Origin of the sequence: Streptomyces sp. RKND-216, from assembly GCF_004795255.1 — a bacterium.
Taxonomy (GTDB): domain Bacteria; phylum Actinomycetota; class Actinomycetes; order Streptomycetales; family Streptomycetaceae; genus Streptomyces; species Streptomyces hazeniae.
This window is the reverse complement of sequence record NZ_SSBQ01000002.1, coordinates 23,811-44,309: the sequence shown is the minus strand read 5'-3', so window position 1 is coordinate 44,309 and position 20,499 is coordinate 23,811. Positions and strand designations below refer to the sequence as shown.

General features: G+C 73.9%; 24 protein-coding genes. 7 read left to right on the top strand and 17 right to left on the bottom strand.

The window, feature by feature from the left end:
* Positions 1–49: 49 nt before the first annotated feature.
* Entirely contained in the window at positions 50–877 is an 828-nt protein-coding gene (locus E4198_RS00430) for an alpha/beta fold hydrolase (RefSeq protein ID WP_247597831.1), read from the bottom strand.
* Positions 878–1,071: 194 nt separating this feature from the next.
* On the opposite strand from E4198_RS00430, the gene E4198_RS00425 reads away from it, so the two are divergent.
* On the top strand, positions 1,072–1,968 hold the full coding sequence (locus tag E4198_RS00425) for an RNA polymerase sigma-70 factor (protein ID WP_247597489.1): 897 nt from the start codon (positions 1,072–1,074) through the stop codon (positions 1,966–1,968).
* A gap of 27 nt (positions 1,969–1,995) precedes the next feature.
* On the opposite strand, the gene E4198_RS00420 is transcribed toward E4198_RS00425, so the two are convergent.
* Positions 1,996–2,772 carry an SDR family oxidoreductase gene (locus E4198_RS00420; protein ID WP_247597488.1) on the bottom strand — a complete coding sequence of 259 codons (777 nt, stop codon included), beginning with the start codon at positions 2,770–2,772 and terminating at the stop codon, positions 1,996–1,998.
* A 209-nt stretch (positions 2,773–2,981) separates the two neighbouring features.
* Here E4198_RS00420 and E4198_RS00415 point away from each other — a divergent pair, with 209 nt between their 5' ends.
* On the top strand, positions 2,982–3,719 hold the full coding sequence (locus E4198_RS00415; RefSeq protein WP_136181354.1) for a GntR family transcriptional regulator: 738 nt from the start codon (positions 2,982–2,984) through the stop codon (positions 3,717–3,719).
* A 59-nt stretch (positions 3,720–3,778) separates the two neighbouring features.
* Here the strand turns inward: E4198_RS00415 and E4198_RS00410 are convergent, their stop codons facing one another.
* Positions 3,779–4,939 (bottom strand): ROK family transcriptional regulator, encoded by a 1,161-nt coding sequence (locus E4198_RS00410; RefSeq protein ID WP_136181353.1) that lies wholly within the window; start codon positions 4,937–4,939, stop codon positions 3,779–3,781.
* A gap of 216 nt (positions 4,940–5,155) precedes the next feature.
* On the opposite strand from E4198_RS00410, the gene E4198_RS00405 reads away from it, so the two are divergent.
* Positions 5,156–5,542, top strand: coding sequence for a hypothetical protein (locus E4198_RS00405; protein ID WP_136181352.1), 387 nt, complete (start codon positions 5,156–5,158; stop codon positions 5,540–5,542).
* 60 nt (positions 5,543–5,602) lie between these two features.
* On the opposite strand, the gene mug is transcribed toward E4198_RS00405, so the two are convergent.
* From mug to E4198_RS00380, 5 genes are all read right to left on the bottom strand, one after another.
* Positions 5,603–6,184, bottom strand: coding sequence for a G/U mismatch-specific DNA glycosylase (mug, locus tag E4198_RS00400; protein WP_136185092.1), 582 nt, complete (start codon positions 6,182–6,184; stop codon positions 5,603–5,605).
* Positions 6,181–7,611 (bottom strand): adenylosuccinate lyase, encoded by a 1,431-nt coding sequence (gene purB, locus E4198_RS00395; protein ID WP_136181351.1) that lies wholly within the window; start codon positions 7,609–7,611, stop codon positions 6,181–6,183. The genes mug and purB overlap by 4 nt, the downstream gene beginning before the upstream one ends.
* A 10-nt stretch (positions 7,612–7,621) precedes the next feature.
* Positions 7,622–8,410 (bottom strand): SGNH/GDSL hydrolase family protein, encoded by a 789-nt coding sequence (locus tag E4198_RS00390; protein WP_136181350.1) that lies wholly within the window; start codon positions 8,408–8,410, stop codon positions 7,622–7,624.
* Between the two features lie 125 nt (positions 8,411–8,535).
* Positions 8,536–9,555: a hemolysin family protein gene (locus E4198_RS00385; RefSeq protein ID WP_136181349.1), complete on the bottom strand. Its 1,020-nt coding sequence runs from the start codon at positions 9,553–9,555 to the stop codon at positions 8,536–8,538.
* Positions 9,552–10,898 (bottom strand): hemolysin family protein, encoded by a 1,347-nt coding sequence (locus E4198_RS00380; protein WP_136181348.1) that lies wholly within the window; start codon positions 10,896–10,898, stop codon positions 9,552–9,554. Before E4198_RS00380 ends, E4198_RS00385 begins: the two co-directional genes overlap by 4 nt.
* Positions 10,899–11,182: 284 nt before the next feature.
* On the opposite strand from E4198_RS00380, the gene E4198_RS00375 reads away from it, so the two are divergent.
* Together E4198_RS00375 and E4198_RS00370 are read left to right on the top strand one after the other, a co-directional pair.
* Positions 11,183–11,419, top strand: coding sequence for an antitoxin (locus E4198_RS00375; RefSeq protein WP_136181347.1), 237 nt, complete (start codon positions 11,183–11,185; stop codon positions 11,417–11,419).
* Positions 11,416–11,787, top strand: coding sequence for a fic family toxin-antitoxin system, toxin component (locus tag E4198_RS00370; protein WP_136181346.1), 372 nt, complete (start codon positions 11,416–11,418; stop codon positions 11,785–11,787). Before E4198_RS00375 ends, E4198_RS00370 begins: the two co-directional genes overlap by 4 nt.
* A gap of 73 nt (positions 11,788–11,860) precedes the next feature.
* On the opposite strand, the gene bioD is transcribed toward E4198_RS00370, so the two are convergent.
* From bioD to bioB, 3 genes are read right to left on the bottom strand one after another with little or no spacing between them, the layout of a single operon-like run.
* Positions 11,861–12,595: a dethiobiotin synthase gene (gene bioD / locus E4198_RS00365; RefSeq protein ID WP_136181345.1), complete on the bottom strand. Its 735-nt coding sequence runs from the start codon at positions 12,593–12,595 to the stop codon at positions 11,861–11,863.
* Positions 12,592–13,965, bottom strand: coding sequence for an adenosylmethionine--8-amino-7-oxononanoate transaminase (locus E4198_RS00360; RefSeq protein WP_136181344.1), 1,374 nt, complete (start codon positions 13,963–13,965; stop codon positions 12,592–12,594). The genes bioD and E4198_RS00360 overlap by 4 nt, the downstream gene beginning before the upstream one ends.
* Positions 13,958–15,022, bottom strand: coding sequence for a biotin synthase BioB (gene bioB / locus E4198_RS00355; protein ID WP_136181343.1), 1,065 nt, complete (start codon positions 15,020–15,022; stop codon positions 13,958–13,960). Before bioB ends, E4198_RS00360 begins: the two co-directional genes overlap by 8 nt.
* Positions 15,023–15,176: 154 nt before the next feature.
* Here bioB and E4198_RS00350 point away from each other — a divergent pair, with 154 nt between their 5' ends.
* Positions 15,177–16,346 carry an 8-amino-7-oxononanoate synthase gene (locus tag E4198_RS00350; protein ID WP_136181342.1) on the top strand — a complete coding sequence of 390 codons (1,170 nt, stop codon included), beginning with the start codon at positions 15,177–15,179 and terminating at the stop codon, positions 16,344–16,346.
* Positions 16,347–16,387: 41 nt separating this feature from the next.
* Here E4198_RS00350 and E4198_RS00345 read toward each other — a convergent pair whose 3' ends face one another.
* The 3 genes from E4198_RS00345 to E4198_RS00335 are packed head-to-tail and all read right to left on the bottom strand — an operon-like array spanning position 16,388 to position 17,919.
* Positions 16,388–16,924 (bottom strand): DUF6328 family protein, encoded by a 537-nt coding sequence (locus E4198_RS00345; protein WP_247597487.1) that lies wholly within the window; start codon positions 16,922–16,924, stop codon positions 16,388–16,390.
* A 28-nt stretch (positions 16,925–16,952) separates the two neighbouring features.
* Entirely contained in the window at positions 16,953–17,273 is a 321-nt protein-coding gene (locus E4198_RS00340; RefSeq protein WP_136181341.1) for a hypothetical protein, read from the bottom strand.
* A gap of 4 nt (positions 17,274–17,277) precedes the next feature.
* Entirely contained in the window at positions 17,278–17,919 is a 642-nt protein-coding gene (locus E4198_RS00335; RefSeq protein WP_136181340.1) for an ATP-dependent Clp protease proteolytic subunit, read from the bottom strand.
* A gap of 90 nt (positions 17,920–18,009) precedes the next feature.
* Here E4198_RS00335 and E4198_RS00330 point away from each other — a divergent pair, with 90 nt between their 5' ends.
* Positions 18,010–18,330 (top strand): type II toxin-antitoxin system Phd/YefM family antitoxin, encoded by a 321-nt coding sequence (locus tag E4198_RS00330; RefSeq protein WP_136181339.1) that lies wholly within the window; start codon positions 18,010–18,012, stop codon positions 18,328–18,330.
* A 78-nt stretch (positions 18,331–18,408) separates the two neighbouring features.
* Here E4198_RS00330 and E4198_RS00325 read toward each other — a convergent pair whose 3' ends face one another.
* From E4198_RS00325 to E4198_RS00315, 3 genes are all read right to left on the bottom strand, one after another.
* Positions 18,409–19,140, bottom strand: coding sequence for a lysophospholipid acyltransferase family protein (locus tag E4198_RS00325; RefSeq protein WP_136181338.1), 732 nt, complete (start codon positions 19,138–19,140; stop codon positions 18,409–18,411).
* Between the two features lie 77 nt (positions 19,141–19,217).
* Positions 19,218–19,355 (bottom strand): hypothetical protein, encoded by a 138-nt coding sequence (locus E4198_RS24725; RefSeq protein ID WP_168711331.1) that lies wholly within the window; start codon positions 19,353–19,355, stop codon positions 19,218–19,220.
* A gap of 160 nt (positions 19,356–19,515) precedes the next feature.
* On the bottom strand, positions 19,516–20,466 hold the full coding sequence (locus E4198_RS00315) for a cytochrome c oxidase assembly protein (protein ID WP_136181336.1): 951 nt from the start codon (positions 20,464–20,466) through the stop codon (positions 19,516–19,518).
* Between the last annotated feature and the right edge of the window lie 33 nt (positions 20,467–20,499).

The following is a 20,499-nucleotide window of genomic DNA, read 5'->3' as shown; positions in this document are numbered from 1 at the left end:
ACGCCGCACCCCCTGCGCCCGGACCCCGGCCGGTGTCGCGGCGTCACGGTCACACCGTGGCGCGCGCCACCGTGTCCAGGACGACCCGCGTCACCCTCGCGGGGTCGTCGTTCATCGGCACGTGCCCGCAGCCGTTCAGCCGGACCAGCCGCGCTCCGGGGATCGTCTTCTTGGCGCGTACCCCCTGACGCGGCAGCAGCAGCCGGTCCCGGTCGCCCCAGGCGAGGGTCACCGGGACGTCGGCGAGGTCGCTGGTGAAGCGGACGTCGCCGCGCCGCCCCGCAGCCAGAGCCGGGGCGAAGCCGGCCGCGTCCCGCAACGCCCGTGTCTCGGCCACCACCGCTTCCGGGGAACGCCGCCCCGGCCGGGCGTAGATGGTGCTGGTCAGCGCCGCGCGCCCGGCCGCGGTGCGGGCCAGCCGGCGCACCGCGCCGTCCGGAAGGGCCGCGGCGCCCGCCCGCATGCCGCGCAGCACCCCGAACGCATACCGTCGCTCCGGCTCGGTCCAGAACCCGGCGGGGGAGAGGGCCGTGACCGAGCGGGCGTGCCCGTGCCGCCCGAGCTCCAGCGCCAGGAGGCCGCCGAGGGAGTTGCCCACCACATGCGGCCGCTCGATGCCCAGCGCCTCCAGGGTGCGGGCCAGCAGCGGCACCACCGTGCCCAGGTCGTAGTCGTACGGCGGAGGCAGTGCAGGCGAGGCGCCGAAGCCCGGCAGGTCCACGGCCACCACCTCGTGCGAGGCGGCCAGTGCGGAGAGCACCGGTTCCCAGGCCTGCCAGTGGTGCCCGATGCCGTGCAGGAGCAGCACGGGAGCACCGCTGCCCCGCCGTTCGTGGACCACATCGAACGCCGGCCCGCCGGGCGGGCGCACCCGCACGGAGGTGTCGGAGACGGGCACGGCTGCGTGGACGGGGGCGACGGTCACGGCGGACTCCCTGCGCGCTGGTCGGAGTTGTCGGAGAGACAGTCCTAGACACCATGTCAGCAAGGGGTGGAGGAGGGAAGTGCGAAACCCGCAGCGAGCCGCCCACCCGGCGACGTCGTCGCCCGCCCGGATGCCATCATGGAGCCGTGGCAGCCGAGAACTCCACCACCGCCCCCGCCCGGGAATTCCAGCAGCACCGCGACGTGCTCCTCGCTGTCGCCTACCGCATGCTGGGCCGCGTTGCGGACGCCGAGGACGTCGTCCAGGAGGCCTGGCTGCGCTGGTCCGCCGCCGACACCACCGCCGTGCGCGACGCCCGCGGCTACCTGGTCAGGACCACCACCCGCCTCGCCATCGACCGGCTCCGCCAGGTCCAGGCGCGCAAGGAGACCTACGTCGGCCCCTGGCTGCCCGAGCCGTTCCCCACCGACCTCGCCTCCGCCCCGGTGCCCGACGGCGCCGACCGGGTGGTGCTGGCCGAGTCGGTCTCCCTCGCCCTCCTGGTGGTGCTCGAGTCGCTATCCCCGCTGGAACGCGCGGTATTCGTACTCCGCGAGGCCTTCGGCTACCCGTACACCGAGATCGCCGCCACCCTGGAGCGCGCCGAACCGGCGGTGCGGCAGTTGGCCGGACGGGCACGTCGGCACGTCGCCGAGCGCCGGCCGCGGTTCGAGGTCGACCCGGCACAGCAACGCGACCTGACCGAGCGCTTCCTGGCCGCCGCGACCGCCGGCGATCTCGAGGGGCTGCTGGCCGTCCTCGCGCCCGACGCCCACCTGGTCGGCGACGCCGGAGGCAAGGCGAAGGCGCCGCGCCGCGTCATCGAGTCGGCCCGCAAGGTCGCCCGCTTCCTCGCAGCCATCGGCCCCAAGGAGATCCCCGACGTGCGGTGGACCTTCCTCGAACTCAACGGCGCCCCCGCGGTCCTGGTCACCAGCGGTGGGCGCCCGCACACCGTCATGTCGGTGGACGTCATCGACGGCCGCATCCGCACCCTGTACCTGATGGCCAACCCGGACAAGGTCGCCCACCTGGCCCCGTGACCCCGCAGCCGTCCTCGGCGCGGGGTCTCACAGCCCGCCGGACACCCGCAGCACGGCGCCGGAGGTGAACGACGCCTCGTCCGACAGCAGCCAGGCGATCGCGTCCGCGATCTCGCGCGGCTCGCCCGGCCGCCGCAGTGGCGTGACCTCGGCCTTCCGCCACGCGCGGTCCGGGTCGCCCATCGCCGCGTGCATGTCGGTGAGGACCGACCCGGGCTGCACCGAGTTCACCCGCACGCCCTCCGGCCCGTACTCCTTCGCCAGCCCCACCGTCATCGCGTCGACGGCCGCCTTCGTCGCCGCGTAGTGCACGTACTCGCCAGGGCTGCCCAGCGTCGCCGCGCACGAGGAGACGGCGACGATCGCGCCGCCCGCCCCGCCGTGCGCGGTCGACATCTCGCGCAGCGCGCGACGCGCACACAGCAGCGTGCCCAGGACGTTCACCTCGGTCACGCGGCGCATCACGGACGCCGGGGTCTCGGTGAAGCGGCCCAGCGGTCCGGTGACGCCCGCGTTGCACACCGCTCCCGTCACCGGCCCCAGGCGCTCGCGCACCTCGGTGAACAACGCGTCCACCTGGTCCTCGTCGCTGACGTCCAGGCGGAAGGTCACCGCTCTCCCGCCCGCGTCCCGCACCGCTGCGGCCGTCCGCTGCGCCGCCTCCGCGTCGCGTTCGTAGCCGATGCCCACGTCGTGCCCGGCCCGCGACAGCCGTAGCGCGGTCGCCGCACCGATGCCCCGCCCGCCCCCGGTGACCACCGTCACCGGCCGGGTGGCGCCCTCCGCCCGCGTCACTCCCGTCACCCCCGCCCTTCTGCCGACACCCGATCGATGATCGAGCATCCCACCGGCGCCCGGCCGTGGACAACACCGAGCGCGACCCCTCGCGGTCGATTGGTCTTGACCAGCGCACCACGCCGTCCTATGGTCGGGCTTACGCAACAACCTTTCATAAAGGACCACGCGTAAAGAACCCGACTGCCGCCCCCGCGCGGCGACATGCGGAGGCAAGGGTGGGGACGACACAGCTCGAACAGGTTCCGGAGCCGAAGTACTGGCACCTGAAGACCGTCCTGACCGACGCGCTCGACTCCGAGTTCTCCGTCGGCGAGATCCTGCCCAACGAACGGGAACTGGCAGCCCGGTTCGGGGTGGCCCGCGCCACCCTCCGTCAGGCCCTCGAACAGCTCGAACTCGAAGGACGGCTTCAGCGCCGCCGCGGCGTCGGCACCACCGTGGCGCCCCCGCGCGTGGGCGTCGACGTCGGTCCCGAGCCCCACCGCTGGCCGGGCCTGCCCGGCGAGGCGTGGCAGACCGACGGCGTCGAGCCGGCCGCGCCGCCCGCTCCTGTGGCCCGGCTGCTGGCCACCACTCCCGGCACGCAGGTGCACGCGGTGCGCCGCACCCGCATCAGCCACGGACAGCCGGTCGCCACCGAGCTCCTCTACCTCCCCGCCGCCTCGCTGCCGGGTGCGCCCGACCTCACCCACGGCGACGCCGACGCCGCCCACGCACTGCTGCGGCTGCTGCACACCAACGCGCTGGAGGGCCAGGACCGCGCGGTCGAACTGGGCTCCGCCCGTGCGGAGGACGCCCGTCAGCTCGACCGGCTGCCCGGCGCGCCCGTCCTTGTCGTCACCACCCGCTACTTCTCCGCCGGCCGCACCGCCGCCGTCGCCGTGGCCACCTACCGCGCCGACACCTGCCGGCTCACCTTCGCCGAGACCGGTCCGCTGCCCCTGGCGGGCTGACCGGCCCCCGCGGGGCGCGGGGCAACCGGGGAAACGGCGAGCCGTGCTCGCGTCCCGCCTCAGCCGCCGACCGTCGTGCCCTCGACCGCGAACAGCCGCTCCTCCCAATGGTCCACCGCCAGCCGCAGCGCGCCGGTCGCGACCGCCGCCTCACCCAGCTCCGACAGCGCCACCCGCGGCGGCCGCAGGCAGTACCGCTCCAGCTCGTCACGCAGCGGACCCAGCACCCCGTCCAGCCCGGAGGCCCAGCCGCCCACGACCACCAGCTCGGGGTCCAGGGCCAGGACCAGTGCCGCCACGTCGTGCACCAGCCGCCGGATGAACCTGCCGACCGCCTCCGTCGCCCGGGGGTCGCCCTCCCGGGCGAGCTCGAAGACCCGGGCCACCGCCTCCTCGTCCAGCGGGTGCAGCGGCTCGCCCGTCGTGGACAGCAGACGCTCCGGGGTGGCCTCCCTGCCCAGCAGGTGGAGCGCCCCGATCTCCCCCGCCGCGCCGCCGAACCCGCGGTGCAGCCGGCCGCCGATCAGCGACCCGGCGCCCGGGCTCAGACCCGCCAGGACGAACACCACGTCGTCGGAGCCGGCGGCCGCGCCCTTCCAGTGCTCGGCGAGCGCCGCCGCGTTTGCGTCGTTCTCCACCAGCACCGGGCAGCGAAAGGAGCGCCGCAGCCGGTCGCCCAGAGGGAGGCCGGTCCATCCCGGCAGCGCCGTGCCCAGCCGTACCCGGCCGTCCGCCTCCACGATGCCGGGGCTCCCCACGCCGACCGCGCGCAGCGAGGTGCGGGCCACCCCCGCCCGGCGCAGCAGGTCCGCGACCAGCGTGCGGACGTGCTCCAGCCGCCGGCCGGCCTCGGCGTCCTCCGCGACCGGCCGTGCCATCGTCGAGGTGGTGCGCCCCGTCAGGTCCGCCAGCACCGCGGCGACGCGGTGCGGTCCGATCTCCACGCCCAGCAGGTGCCCCGCCTCGGAGCAGAACCGGAACCGGCGTGCGGGCCGCCCGCGGCGGGCGTCGCCGCCGCCCTGGGTGTCCTCGGCGACCAGTCCGGCATCCGCCAGGCCCTCCACCACACCTTCGACAGTGGGGCGCGACAGGCCCGTCGCGTGGGCGAGGTCGGTAAGCGTCAGCGTCGGCGGTTCGTCCGTCCCGCGCAGGGCCCGCAGCACGACGGCGGAGTTGATACGACGCAGCAGCGACGGGTCGCCGCCGGTGAGCCTCCCCACGTCCGCCTCCCTGGTCGTGCGCGTGCAGCGGATCGTATCCGCTCCGCCGCGGCCCTGCGAGCAGCGCCGCCCTCACGAAACGGACCCGTGGCGGGCCGCGCGGACTCCCCCGGGGCCGGGCCGGGGGCGGCATCCCGGCGGCTCCCGTTCCGGCGTCGCGGAAAGCCCGTGCCTGAACCGTCGTCAACCCACCCCGGAGGACGGTTTACTGGTCCCATGATCCTCGCCCACCACGCCGCCGCCGTCGAGCGCCTCCTGGCGGTGCCCGGACCGCGCACCGCGGACCTCGCCGTCGGCGCGGACCCGTCCGAGGACGACCCGAGCGCGGGTCTGGAGGCGGAGGAGGCCTTCGGCGCCGACTGCGACGCGCTGGTGGAGCTGCTCACTCGCCGCTGGGGCGAGCCCGAGGTACTCGACCTCACCGACGACCTGGTGCGGCTGGCCTCGGGGGAGCCGGTCCCCGAACCCCTGCGCACCCTCTGTGCCTCCGTCCGCGTCCTGCGCCGCTGGCAGGTCGGCGACCGCTGGCTGGGTGTCGGCGTGGGCCGGCAGGGCGACAATCTGCCCTTCCACCTGGTCGCCGCCGTCGGCGACACCGACTGACACCGGCCGACACCGACTGACACCGACCAGCAGCGGCCGACGCGGCACACAGCGCGCGGCTCAGCCGTCCGCCCGGTCCGCCTCCGAGGCGGCACGCAGCCGGCCGAACTCCTCCGCCATCGCGGCCGGTTGCCAATGGGCGTTGAGGCCGCTGGGGTTGGGCAGCACCCAGATGCGCGTGCCGCCCATGGTCCGCTCCTGCGGGCCCACGCCCGCCCGCCGTTCGCCGAACGCCGCCCGGTACGCGGTCACCCCCACCACCGCCAGCCACGCCGGACGCCACCGCGCGACCCTGCGCTCCAGCGCGCGCCCGCCGGTCTCGTACTCCTCGCGGGTCAGCTCGTCCGCACGTGCACTGGCCCGGGCGACCACGTTGGTGATGCCCAGGCCGTGCTCCAGCAACTCGCGCTCCTCGTGCGGCGCCAGCTGCCGCGGTGTGAACCCGGAGCGGTGCAGGACCGGCCAGAACCGGTTGCCCGGCCGCGCGAAGTGGTGGCCGGTCGCCGCCGACCAGAGCCCGGGGTTGATGCCGCAGAACAGCACCCGCAAGCCCCCCGCGACCACGTCCGGCACCAGGCGGTCGCGCGCGGCCTCCAGGTCGGCGGGGGAGGGGCGGAACGGCGGCGGGGGCGGGCTGCTCAGAGGATCGACCCCGGCGTGTAACCGGCCGCCTCCGGGTGGCGCTTGACGATCTCCTCGATCCTCGCCGCCACGGCGGCCGTCTGCTCGCCCGCTGCGCCGGTGAACGACAGCCGGTCGGCCATCAGCGCGTCCAGCGCCGCACGGTCCAGCGGGATGCGGCGGTCGGCGGCGAGCCGGTCCAGCAGCTCGTTGCGCTCCGCGCCCTGACGCATCGCCAGCGCCGAGGCGACCGCGTGCTCCTTGATCGCCTCGTGAGCGGTCTCCCGCCCCACACCGGCCCGCACGGCGCCCATCAGCACCTTCGTCGTGGCCAGGAAGGGCAGGTAGCGGTCCAGTTCGCGGGCGACCACGGCCGGGAAGGCGCCGAACTCGTCCAGCACCGTCAGGAAGGTCTCCAGCAGCCCGTCGAACGCGAAGAACGCGTCCGGCAGCGCCACCCGGCGCACCACGGAGCACGACACGTCACCCTCGTTCCACTGGTCGCCCGCCAGCTCGCCGGCCATCGACGCGTACCCGCGCAGGATCACCGCGAGGCCGTTGACCCGTTCGCAGGAACGTGTGTTCATCTTGTGCGGCATCGCCGACGACCCGACCTGGCCCTCCTTGAAGCCCTCGGTGACCAGCTCCTGGCCCGCCATCAGGCGGATCGTCTTCGCCAGCGACGACGGCGCCGCCGCGAGCTGCACCAGGGCCGTCACCACGTCGTAGTCCAGCGACCGCGGGTAGACCTGCCCGACGGAGGTGAAGGCGCGTGCGAAACCGAGGTGCCCGGCGACGCGACGCTCCAGCTCGGCCAGCTTCCCCGCGTCGCCGCCCAGCAGGTCCAGCATGTCCTGCGCGGTGCCCACCGGGCCCTTCACCCCCCGCAGCGGGTACCGGCCGAGCAGGTCCTCCAGCCGCTCGTAGGCGGCCAGCAGCTCGTCCGCCGCGGTCGCGAACCTCTTGCCCAGCGTCGTCGCCTGCGCGGCCACGTTGTGCGAGCGGCCGGCCATCACCAGCTCCGCGTGCTCGCCCGCCAGCCTCCCCAGCCGCGCCAGCAGCGCCACCGTGCGGTCCCGCACGTGCTCCAGCGACAGCCGCACCTGCAGCTGCTCGACGTTCTCCGTCAGGTCCCGGGACGTCATGCCCTTGTGGACCTGCTCGTGCCCGGCGAGCGCGTTGAACTCCTCGATGCGGGCCTTCACATCGTGCCGGGTGACGCGTTCCCGCGCGGCGACGGACTCCAGGTCCACCTGCTCCAGCACCCGCTCGTAGTCCTCGACGGCCCCGTCCGGGACCTCCACACCCAGGTCCCGCTGGGCGCGGAGCACCGCGAGCCACAGCCGCCGCTCCAGCGTGACCTTGTACTCGGGAGACCACAGGACGGCCAGCTCCGTCGAGGCGTAGCGGCCGGCCAGAACGTTCGGGATGCGGGGCTTGTCACTCACACCGCGGATTCTACGGGGTGTCCTCGCAGGCCAGCGGGGTGAGGTCCGGGCGCTTGGGCGCACGTCCGTCGCCGGAGGAACGCCCGGTGAGCCGGCGACCGACCCACGGCACCAGATGTTCGCGCGTGAACCGCAGGTCCGCGCGCCGCCGCAGCAGCCAGCCGGGCGGCGCGGACTCCGGCAGCGGCGTCTCCCAGTCGGTCTCGGCGGGCAGCCCGACCGCCTGCCACACCGCCTCGGCGACCCTGCGGTGCCCCTCGTCCGTCAGATGCAGCCGGTCGTCCGCCCACAGCCGCGGGTCGGTCAGCGACGGGGCGGAGTACAGGTCGACCACCGTCGCGCCGTGCCGGCCGGCGAGATCGTCGACGAAGGAGAAGAGCTGCTCCATCCGGGGCCGGCAGCGCTCCAGCCCCGGCCCGCGCCGCCCGGGGCTGCGCATCAGCACCAGCCGGCCGCAGTACGGCGCGAGCCGTTCCACCGACTCCTCCAGCACGCCGCACACCCGGCCCATGTCGCAGCGCGGCCGCAGCACGTCGTTCAGCCCGCCGACCAGCGTCGCCAGGTCCGGGCGCAGCGCCGCCGCGACCGCCACCTGTTCGTCGGCGATCTGACGGATCAGCTTGCCCCGCACCGCGAGGTTGGCGTAACGGAAGCCGCCGGACCGCGCGGCGAGCCGGGTGGCCAGCAGATCCGCCCAGCCCCGGTAGCTGCCGTCCGGCAGCAGGTCCGACATGCCTTCGGTGAAGGAGTCGCCCAGGGCGACGAAGCTGGTGATCGGGGGCGCGGCGGCGTTGTCCATGGCCGCCCCAGAATACTGGTTGCCCCGGTCAAGCAGATCGCCGGTACGTCCCGCCCGGCCGCCCGGCTCACAGGGGTCCACCGCTGCGGCACGCCGGCCCCGGCGTGCCGCAGCGGGTCCGCACGTCACCCGCCGGGAAGCCTGCCCACCAGCTCCCGCAGCACGTCCTCCATGGTGACCAGGCCGGCCGCCTTCCCCTCGGCGCCGATCACTGCCGCCAGATGCGTACGGCTGCCGCGCATCGCGCCCAGCACGTCGTCCAGGGGCGTCGCCCCGCGCACCAGCGCGATCGGGCGCAGGGCGCTCCGTGGGAACGCCTCGTCGCGCGGCACCGCGTCCAGGGCGTCCTTGACGTGCAGGTAGCCCATCGCACGTCCGCTCGAGTCGACGACCGGGAAGCGAGAGTAACCGGAGTCGGACGACAGCCGTTCCAGTTCCTCCGGCGTCACGCCCAGCGGCGCCGACACCACCCGCTCCAGCGGCCGCGCCACGTCGGAAACGGGGCGGCGGCCCAGTTCCAGTGCGTCCCGCAGCCGTTCCGTGGACCGGTCGTCCAGCAGTCCCGCTTCGCTGGAGTCCGCGACCATGCGGGCCAGTTCGTCGTCCGAGAACGTCGACTCGACCTCGTCCCTGGGCTCCACCCGGATCAGCTTCAACAGCGTGTTCGCGAACGCGTTCACCGTGAAGATCACCGGACGCAGTGCCCGGGTCAGCGCCACCATCGGCGGCCCAAGGACCATGGCCGAGCGGTACGGCGCGGCCAGCGCGATGTTCTTCGGCACCATCTCGCCGACCAGCATGTGCAGGTAGGTCGCCGCGGACAGGGCGATCGCGAACGCGATCGGATGGATCAGGCCCTCCGGCATCGACACGGCGTGGAACAGCGGCTCCAGCAGGTGGGCGATCGCCGGCTCCGCGACGACGCCGAGTACCAGCGTGGACAGCGTGATGCCCAGTTGCGCGGCGGCCAGGATCTGCGACACGTGTTCCAGGCCCCACATCACGCTCCGCGCCCGGCGGTCGCCCTCCTGCGCACGCGGTTCGATCTGGCTGCGGCGCACCGAGACCATGGCGAACTCGCCGCCGACGAAGAAGGCGTTGGCCACCAGCGTCAGCAGGCCGATGAACAACTGCAGCGCGGTCATCGCCAGGCCCCCTCGTCCTCGTCGTGTTCGGCGTGCGGCAGCGGCCCCGTGAGGCGTACGCCCGCCGCGCGCCGCCCGGAGGCGTCCCGCACCTCCAGCCGCCATCCGGCGACCTCCAGCACGTCGCCCTCGGACGGGATCCGCCCCAGCTCCGTTGCGACCAGGCCGGCCAGCGTCTCGTACGGCCCCTCCGGTGCCCGCAGGCCGATCTGCGCCAGTTGGTCGGTGCGTGCCGCGCCGTCGGCGTCGAACAGCCTGCGACCGTCCGCGTCCTGCCCGGCGGGTGCGAGGTCGGGCGCCTCGTGCGGGTCGTGCTCGTCCCGCACCTCACCGACGACCTCCTCGACGATGTCCTCCAGCGTCACCACCCCGGCGGTGCCGCCGTATTCGTCGATGACGACCGCGATCGACCGATCGCCGCCCGGCATCCGGTCCAGCAGGCGGTCCACGGTCAGCGACTCCGGGACCAGCAGCGGCTCCCGCAGCAGCTCCGTCACCGGCAGACGCGGCCGTTCCTCAGCCGGGACGGCCAGCACGTCCTTGATCCGCACGATCCCCACGACGGTGTCCAGGTTGCCGCGGAAGACGGGGAAGCGGGACAGGCCGGTCGCCCGGGTCGCGTTGGCGACGTCCTCCGCGGTGGCCTGTACCTCCAGCGCGGTGACCTGCACACGCGGCGTCATCACGTTCTCCGCGGTCAGCTCCGCCAGATGCAGGGTGCGCACGAACAGGTCCGCCGTGTCGGCCTCCAGCGCCCCCTCCTTCGCGGAGTGCCGGGCCAGTGCCACCAGCTCCTGCGGGGACCGTGCGGACGCCAGCTCCTCGGTGGGCTCCAGGCCCATCCGGACCACCACGCGGTTCGCGGTGTTGTTCAGATGCCGGATCAGCGGCCGGAAGGCGGCCGAGAACAGCCGTTGCGGCGTGGCGACCGCCTTCGCCACCGGCAGCGGGCGGGAGATCGCCCAGTTCTTCGGCACCAGCTCGCCGATCACCATCATGACCAGCGTGGACAGCGCGGTACCGATGATCAGCGCCACGGACGACGACGCCGACTCGGGAACCCCCAGGTCGCCGAGCGGGCCGGCCAGCAGCGCGCCGATGGACGGCTCGGCCAGCATGCCGACCACCAGGTTGGTCACGGTGATGCCGAGCTGCGCGCCGGAGAGCTGGAACGTGAGGGAGGTGACCGCGCTCATCGCGCTCCGCGCGCCGCGCTCGCCGCGGTCCACCGCGTTCTCCAGCTCGGCGCGTTCGACGGTGGTCAGCGAGAACTCGGCCGCCACGAAGGCGCCGCAGGCAACGGCGAGGAGGAGCGCCACCAGAAGCAGGAGCACTTCGGTCATCGTGCCGTCACCCCCCACCCGGGATCGGGCACGCTGGCGGGGCAGCACGTGTGGCGGCCCTGACGGCCGCCGGAGTCGGTACTGGGAGGCTCGCCCATGGGCGGACGCTCACACCTTCCGGTCGATCTGGAACCCCGGACGACTGTCCGGTGAGCCACCCATCGTAAAGCGTCCGCAAAGCAGCCCGCACGGAGCACCCCTGGTCACGCGCCCGCGCCGTCCCGTCTCCGCTTCCGCGGTCGCCACTGCTTGCCGTGATAGCGCTCACGCGCTAGCGTGGGAGCGTGGCCAAGACCCAGCTGAACGTCCGGGTGGACGAGGTGACGGCGGAGACGGCGCGCGAGCGCGCGTTGCAGAGGGGCATGAGCATGAACCGCTACATCGAAGAGCTGGTGCAGCGCGACGCCGGCGAGGTGGGGCACACCTTCGTGGAGGCCGCCGCCGATTTCATGAAGAGCTACGAGTCCGTCTTCGCCGAGGAGTTCGGCACCCCGGAGAGCGAGGGCCGCAACGCCGCGTGACCGTCCGCATCGACCTGGCCTGGCTGCTCATGATCGCTGAGGAGAAGGCCCCCGGCGACCCCCGTGTCACCGACTACGGCGCGCTCGTCGCCGCCGTCAGCCGGCACGACGCGACCATATTCGACCGGCCCGTCTACCCCGAGCCGCACGACCGGGCCGCCGCGCTGCTCCAGCTGCTGCTGCACGTCCCGGCGCTGGAGCGCACCAACGCCCTGTTCGCCTCCGCCGTCGCGTATGCCTACCTGGTGGCCAGCGGCATGCGGGTCGTCATCTCGCCCGAACGCATCCGGGACCTGGCCCGGCTGGTGAAGGACGGCTCCGCGGACGTCCACGCCATCGCCGACGAGCTCCGCACCTGGAGCGACTGACCACCGCACGTACGGCAGCCCACCCGGCCGGGCCGCCCGCGGCACGCCGGACCGGCCACCGGCCGCGGCACCGTCAGCCGCCCGCCCCGGTTTCCCCGGTCGCCGGCGCGCACGGCCCCCCGTCCCACGTGCCGCCCAGCGACGGCGCCAGCCAGCCCGCAGCCGCAGCCCGGAAGGCCTCCGGCGACATGCCGCCCGCGCCCTGGGGCAGCAGCCCGGCCAGCGGTGCGCCCGCGACCACCGGGAGATCCTCCAGGTTGCACCGGTGGTCCAGCCCCGGCGCGGCCGGCCACGCGCCGACCACCACACCCGCGCAGTCGAGCCCGCGCGCCCGCAGCGCCTCCGCGGTGAGTGCCGTCGCGTTCAGCGTTCCCAGTGCCGCGTCCGCGACCACCACCACCGGCGCCGAGAGCAGCCGCGCCGTGTCGGCGAGCGTGGTGCCCTCCTGGTCGAACCGCACCAGCAGCCCGCCGGCGCCCTCGACGAGCACCAGATCGTGCCGCCCGGCCAGGTCCCGCACCGCCGCGGCGACCCGCGCCGGCGGCAGCGTGTCCATCCCGGCCCGGCGCGCGGCCGTGGCCGGAGCCAGCGGCTCGGGGTAGCGGGCCAGCTCCGCGGTCTCCACCGCGTCCCCGGCCAGCCGTGCGACCTCCGCCACGTCACCGGCCTCACCGGGCGCGACGCCCGTCTGCGCTGGCTTGACCACCGCCGTCGAACGCCCCGCCCGAACCGCGGCGGCGGCGAGCGCCGCGGTGGCCACCGTCTTGCCGACCCCGGTGCCCGTACCGGTGACGACCAGGACCGTCATCGCGCCGTCCCCGTTGCGCCCGTGGCCTCCACCGAGGCGGCCACGGCCGCCCGTACGCCGGCACAGACGCGTGCCACGTCCTCGTCGCCGGTCACGTAGGGAGGCATCGTGTACACCGTGTCGCGGAACGGACGCAGCCACACGCCCTCGCGTACGGCCGCCCGCCCGGCCGCGGCGGTGTCCACCGGGTCGTCCAGCTGCACCACCCCGACGGCACCGAGCACCCGCACGTCCCGCACCCCGGGCAGTGCCCGTACCGGCTCAAGACCGGCGCGCAGCCCCGACTCCACCCGTGCGACCTCCGCCGCCCAGTCCTGCCCGAGCAGCAGATCCAGCGAAGCGTCGGCGACCGCCGCCGCCAGCGGATTCCCCATGAACGTCGGTCCGTGCGCGAGCACCGGCACCTCGCCCCGCGAGATCCCCTCGGCCACCCGCGACGTGCACAGCGTCGCCGCCATCGTCAGGTAGCCGCCCGTCAGGGCCTTGCCCACACACAGCACGTCCGGCGCGATCCCGGCGTGCCCGGAAGCGAACAGTGCGCCCGTACGGCCGAAGCCGGTGGCGATCTCGTCCAGCACCAGCAGCACGTCGTGCTCGTCGCACGCCTCCCGCAGCACCCGCAGATAGCCGGGGGAGTGGAAGCGCATGCCGCCCGCGCCCTGCACCACCGGTTCCACGATCACCGCGGCCAGTTCGTCCGCGTGCCGCGCCACCAACTCCCGCAGGTGCGCGGCGTACACCGGGTCCACCGCGGCGTCGAAGCCGGACGGCGGCGCGTCCGCGAACACCTGACGGGGCAGTACCCCGGCCCACAGGCCGTGCATACCGCCGTCCGGATCGCACACCGACATCGGGTTCCACGTGTCGCCGTGGTAGCCACCTCGCCAGGTCAGCAGCCGCTGCCGGCGCGGCTGGCCCCGGGACCGCTGGTACTGCAGACACATCTTGAGCGCGACCTCCACCGACACCGAACCGGAGTCGGCGAGGAAGACGTGCTCCAGCCCCTCGGGGGTGATGTCGACCAGCCGCCTGCTCAGCCGCACCGCCGGCCCGTGCGTCAGCCCGCCGAACATCACGTGGCTCATCCGCCCCAGCTGCTCGGTCACGGCGGCGTTGAGCACCGGGTGGTTGTAGCCGTGGACGGCCGACCACCACGACGACATGCCGTCCACCAGCTCACGGCGGCCCTCCACCGGCTCGGCCAGCCGCAGCCGCACACCCGACGCGGACTCCACCAGCAGCGGCTCCTCCCGCCCGGGCATCGGCCCGTACGGGTGCCACACGTGGCGCCGGTCCAGCGCCAGCAGTTCGGACGCCGTGAGCCCGCCTCCGCCGACGGGGTGGCCTCCTCCGGTGAACGGCTCAGGCATTGGGCGGCAGTCCGGTGCCGGCGCCGCGCCGCCGCACGGACACCAGCCCGTCGGTCCGGTGCTCGGGCAGGGTGGTGGTGTCCGCGCCCTCCACCTCGAAACCGGCGTCGGCGATCATCTCCAGGTCCGCCTTGCCCGCCTGCCCCTCGCTGGTGAGGTAGTCGCCGAGGAAGATGGAGTTCGCCAGGTGCAGCGCGAGCGGCTGCATCGACCGCAGCTGAACCTCGCGGCCCCCCGCCAGCCGGACCTCGGCGTCCGGGCACACGAAGCGCACCATCGCCAGGATGCGCAGGCAGCGCTGCGGCGTCAGGTTCCACTCGCCGGCGAGCGGAGTGCCCTCGAACGGGATGAGGAAGTTGACGGGCACCGAGTCCGGGTCCATCTCACGCAGCCCGAACACCACGTCGACCAGGTCCTCGTCGGACTCGCCCATGCCGGCGATCAGCCCGGAACACGCCGACAGCCCGGCCTGCTGGGCCTGCTGCACCGTCTCCACCCGGTCGGCGTAGTCGTGCGTGGTGCAGATGTCCTTGTACGTCGACTCGGAGGTGTTGAGGTTGTGGTTGTAGGCGTCCGCTCCGGCGTCCTTGAGGCGGCTGGCCTGCCCGTCGGAAAGCAGTCCGAGGCACGCGCACACCTCCACGTCCCCGTGCTCGCCCTTGACCGCCGCGATCGTCTCCGACACGCGGTCCACGTCCCGGTCGGTGGGGCCCCGCCCGCTGGCCACCAGGCACACCCGCTTGGCGCCGCCCGCCACCCCGGCGGCGGCGGCCTGCGCGGCCTCGTCCGGCTTCAGCCACGTGTACTTGAGGATCTCCGCCTTCGAACCCAGGCGCTGCGAGCAGTACGAGCAGTCCTCCGGGCACAGCCCGGACTTCAGGTTGATCAGGTAGTTGAGTTTGACCCGCCGTCCGAACCAGTGGCGCCGTACCTTCCCGGCCGCGGCGACCACGTCGAGGAGTTCGTCGTCCGCCGTCGCCAGTACCGCCAGCGCCTCGTCGCGCGTCGGCAGTTCGCGCCGCAGCCCCTTGTCCACCAGAGTGTTCAGCAGGTCCATGGCGCTGATACTCGCCTACGCCGGGCGCGCCGCGAAAGGAGAGAGTCCACAAGATCGGCGGAAACGGGTGTGTGTATCGCCACACCCCGGCCTGTCCGGCCCGCGGCTACCTTTGTCGGAAGCCTACGACCGCAGACGAGGACAGGACCCCGCCATGCCCGGCCGGCCCCGCGACCCCTTCCACTGGCTGGAGGAGGCCGAACGCCTGCGCCACCGCGCCGGACTGAACCGGACGCTGAGGCCGCGCGCCGCGGACCGCTCCGGTGTGGACCTCGCGGGCAACGACTATCTCGGCCTCGCCCGTCACCCGCAGATCACCGACGCGGCGGCCGCTGCCGCCCGCCGCTGGGGCGCCGGCTCCACCGGCTCCCGCCTCGTCACCGGCTCCACCGAGCTGCACGCCGAACTCGAGGCCGAACTCGCCGCTTTCTGCGGCTTCGAAGCGGGCCTCGTGCTCGCCTCCGGCTACGCCGCCAACCTCGCCGCCGTCACCGCACTGACCGACTCCGGCACGCTGCTGGTCTCCGACGCAGCCAACCACGCCTCTCTCATCGACGGATGCCGGCTCTCCCGCGCCCGCACCGTCGTCGTCCCGCACAGCGACCCGGACGCGGTGGGTAAGACCCTCGACGGGCACCCGGGGCGGGCCCTGGCGCTCACCGACTCGGTTTTCTCCGTCGACGGCGATGCCGCGCCCCTGGGCGCCCTCGCGGCCGCCTGCCGCGCGCACGGTACCGCGCTCCTCGTCGACGACGCCCATGGTCTCGGCGTGCTCGGCGACGGCGGACGCGGTGCCCCGCACGCCGCCGGTCTGGCCGGCAGTCCCGACACCGTCGTCACCGTCACCCTCTCCAAGTCGCTGGCCGCCCAGGGCGGGGCCGTCCTGGGGCCCGCACGCGTCATCGACCACCTCGTGAGCACGGCCCGCACCTTCATCTTCGACACCGGCCTGGCGCCCGCCGCCACGGCCGCCGCCCTCGCCGCGCTCCGCCTGCTCCGCGCCGAGCCCGCCCGCGCCGCGCGGGTACGGGCCGCCGCCGCCGGACTGCACGACCGGCTCACCGCTGCCGGCCTGATCGGGGCACGTCCCGACGCCGCGGTGGTCTCCGTGCACGCCCCCACGCCGCAGGAGGCGGTCCGCTGGCAGGCCGAGTGCGCGTCCCGTGGGCTGACCGTGGGCTGCTTCCGCCCGCCCTCCGTCCCTGACGGCATCTCCCGCCTGCGCCTCACCGCCCGTGCCGACCTCACCGGCGCCGACCTCGACCACGCCGCCGATGTCATCGTCTCCACCGCCCCGCCAGGAGCCCGGTACGGTCACCGCTGACCGCCCCGGGGCGAGCCGCCGGACCAACGCGCCGGCGCCGCTCAGCGCACCGAGCCGGCGGCCGGGCCCGGCCCGTCGCCCGGCCGGCGCGTCCCCTCGGGCTCGTCGGGATCCCGGCGTACCCGGCCCCGGCGCAGCCACAGCGGAAGCAGCGCCCACGATCCTGCGCACACCGCGAGCGCCGCCACCGCCACCGATACGCCCGCACTCCGGCCCAGTACCACGTCCACCACCAGCAGCACCGCGCCCGCCAGTGCCAGCGCCAGCGCGAACAGCCCGGCGGCGGCGAACCGTGCGGAGACGTCCACGATGAGCCGCTTGGCTCCCCGCCGGAACAGCGTGCGGTGCAGTGCCGCCGGGGCGGTGAACAGGATCGCCGCCAGCACGGACAGCAGGAGCGTCGCGATGTAGGTGCCGCGCTGGAAGGAGTCCAGTTCCGGGAACCGCGCCGTGAACGCGAGGGTGAGCAGGAACGCGAAGAGGATCTGCACACCGGTCTGGATGACGCGGAGCTCCTGGAGCAGTTCCAGGAAGTTCCGGTCGGCGCGTTCCGCGGGCGTCTCGTTGCGGGTGGTCATGCCCGTCATGTTGCCGCGTGGTGCCCGTTCACTCCTTCGTGGCACCGTTTCCCGTCGCGGGCAGTGTCACCCGAGCGGCGCGCCGCTCACCGTCCAGCACCCGCAGCGCGCGGGCCAGCGTCGCGGCGTGCAGATCCCGCTCGCCGCGCTGCTGCATGAGCGTCAACGCGTCCCGCAGCGCGGCCGCCCGGCCGGTCAGCGCCTGTGCGGCACGCAGCGCGCCGTAGGTGTCGCTGCCGCGGGCGGGGTTGATGCGGCCCAGCAGGTCGACGACCTCGAGGTAGGAGTCGACCACTGCCCCCTCGGCCCGGGTGAGTGACGGCAGCGGCGGGAGTTCCGGCGGCAGCACGCCCTCACCCCCGCCCGCGCGCCGCGAACGCACCTTTGCGGGGGACCGTGATCCGGTCGACCAGGCCGTGCGCCACGGCGCCCTCCGCGTCCAGCACCGTGTCCCGGTCCAGGTCGGCCCGTACCGCCTCGGCGCTGCGGCCGGTGTGCCGCACGTACAGCTCCTCCAGCAGGGCACGGGTCCGCAGCAGTTCCCGGGCCTGGATGGCCAGATCCTCGGCCTGCCCCTGCACCGGCTCGTCGAACGCCGGTTCGTGCAGGAGCACGCGCGCACCGGGCAGGGCGAGCCGCTTGCCGGGCGTCCCTGCCGCCAGCAGCACCGACGCCGCCGACGCGGCCTGTCCCAGGCAGACGGTCTCGATGTCGCACTCGATGAACCGCATCGTGTCGTACACCGCCGTCATGGCTGTGAACGAGCCGCCGGGGGAGTTGATGTACAGCGAGATGTCCCGGTCCGGCGCGGCATGTTCGAGATGCAGCAGCTGCGCCATCACGTCGTTGGCGCTGGTGTCGTCGATGCGGGTGCCGAGGAGGACGATCCGCTCGTCGAGGAGTTTGGAGTACGGGTCGTGGGTTCGGGTCCCCGAGGTGGTGCGCTCGGTGAACTCCGGAAGGACGTAGCGCGCAGTCGGCACCGGTCGGCGCATCGCGGACACCTCTGTTCGGGTACGTCGGGGCACCTGTGCCCCCGAATCTGTACAGAAAATACAGGAAGTACAGTCCGTATGCTGGTGAGCATGGCCTACGAGATTCCGGTGACGCAAGCCCGCGCTGAGCTCGCGGATCTGATCAACCGCGTCGTCTACGGCGGTGAACGTGTCGTCGTGACCCGCCACGGCCGGCCCCTGGTCGCGCTCGTCTCCGCCGCTGACCTGGAACGACTTCAGCAGCCGGCCGAGGAGCACGACGGGGTGATCACCACCGTCTCCACCGTCCGCCCCGCCCCGTCCGCTGCCGGCGAACGCCGCCGCTTCGGCATCGCCGCAGAACACCGCGGCGCGGCGGACGAACACCGCGGCCCGGCCGCCGGAGACCGGCGGCCGGGCCGTGAGAAGTGAAAGGCCGCCCTCCGCCACCCCAGGACGGCTGAGGAGAGGTGCCGGGCCCGGAGGCGCGCTGCTCCCGCCCGGCGGGACCTACCGGCCCTGCTCGTCCTCGGCGCGCGCGTCGCCCGCGCCCGCCTGCTTCGCCGCCTGCGCGGCAGCCTTGGCCTCGGGCGCGTACAGGTCGACGTACTCCTGGCCGGACAGCTCCAGAACGGCGTGCATGATCTCGTCCGTGACCGCCCGGAGCACGGTGCGCTCACCCTCCATCCCGGCGAACCGGGAGAAGTCCAGCGGCTCGCCGAACCGGATCGTCACACGCCCCATCCGCGGCAACCGCCTTCCCGGCGGCTGCAGTTCGAAGGTGCCGAGCATCGCGCACGGCACCACCTTCACCCCGGTGCGCAGCGTCATCGCCGCCACCCCCACCCGGCCCTTGTACAGACGGCCGTCGTGCGACCGGGTGCCTTCGGGGTAGATGCCGAGCAGTTCGCCCCGCTCCAGCACCCGCACGCCCTCCTCGACCGCAGCCTGACCCGCACCCCGGCCCGAGCGGTCCACGGGGATCTGCCCCACGCTGCGGAAGAACGCCGCGGTCAGGCGCCCCTTCAGCCCCGGGCCGGTGAAGTACTCGGCCTTCGCCAGGAAGGTGATGCGCCGTCGCAGGATCGCCGGCATCAGGAAGTGGTCGGAGAAGGACAGATGATTCCCCGCGACGATCGCCGCGCCCTCCTCGGGTACCCGTTCCAGCCCTTCGATCCGGGGCCGGAACAGCAGTCGCAGCAGCGGCCCCAGGATGACGTACTTGCAGAGCTGGTAGAACACGCGTCGGCCTCCCCCGTTGGTCAAGGTGCCGCAGCACCCTAACTCCTGTCCCACGGGTAAGGGAGAGGCGGGGCGGCTCAGCCCCGCCGTGTCGAGATCACCCCGGCCGTCGCCAGGCCCAGGATTACCCACGAGAACCACAGCCAGCCGCTTCCGCCCAGCCCCACCGTGTACGCGGTCACCACGATCAGCGCCGCCACGGTGGTCACAGACATCGCCTTCGCCGCTCCCGGCATGGCAGCCTCCTCCCGGCGGCCGGGCACCGTCAGGCGTCCGCCTGAGCGCCCTGCCGCGGCCAGGTCTCCATGGTCACCGGCCACGGCCCGGACCGCTACCGAGCGCGTACCCCCTGTGGCCCCGGGCAACCCGTGCCCTTCACCGTCCGCGTGCGTCCAGCGCCGCCAGATAGGCGTTGTAGGCGGCCAGCTCCTTGTCGCCGTCGCGGTCCGCGGCCCGGTCCCTAGCGCGCGCGGCGCGCTCCTCGGAGAAGTACCACTGGAACACCAACGCGATCAGGACCAGCACCGACGGGATCTCACTGAAGGCCCACGCGATGCCCCCCGCCCACTCCTGGTCCTCCAGTGCGGTGACTCCCAGCGAGGCGGGCGGGTCCGCGTACGTGCCGATCAGCGGCTCGCTGGCCATCATCAGCGCGATGCCGAAGAACGCGTGGAAGGGCATGCCGGCGAACAGCTCCAGCATCCGCATCACGTAGCCCGGGCGGTGGGGGCCGGGGTCGACTCCCATGATCGGCCAGAAGAACACCAGGCCGACCGCGAGGAAGTGCACCATCATCGTCAGGTGTCCCGCCCGCGACGACATGAGCAGGTCGAACAGCGAGGTGAAGTAGAGGCCGTACAGGCTCGCGATGAACAGCGGGATCGTGAACGCCGGGTGCGACACCACGCGCACGTACCGGCTGTGCAGCAGCGCCACCAGGAGCTCGCGCGGCCCCCGACGCCCCCGCCCGGCGGCGGGCAGCGCCCGCAGCGCCAGCGTCACGGGAGCGCCCAGCAGCAGGAGGATCGGCGACAGCATGCTGATGATCATGTGCTGCACCATGTGGGCGCTGAACAGGACCATCCCGTACTCGTTCAGCCCGGTGCACATCACCAGGCCCACGCTCAGCACGCCCAGCACGAACCCGGCCGTCCGGGACACCGGCCACGCGTCGCCGCGCCACCGCAGCCGCACCACGCCCGCGCCGTACAGCAGCAGCGCGAGCAGACAGCCCACGAGGAAGAAGGGGTCGGCGGAGAACTCCAGAGCCCGCCCCAGTGTGATCGGCGGCAGATCCATCGTCATGCCGTGTCCGCCGTGATCCATCCCTACGCTCCCGGTTCGTACCGATCCGCCCGC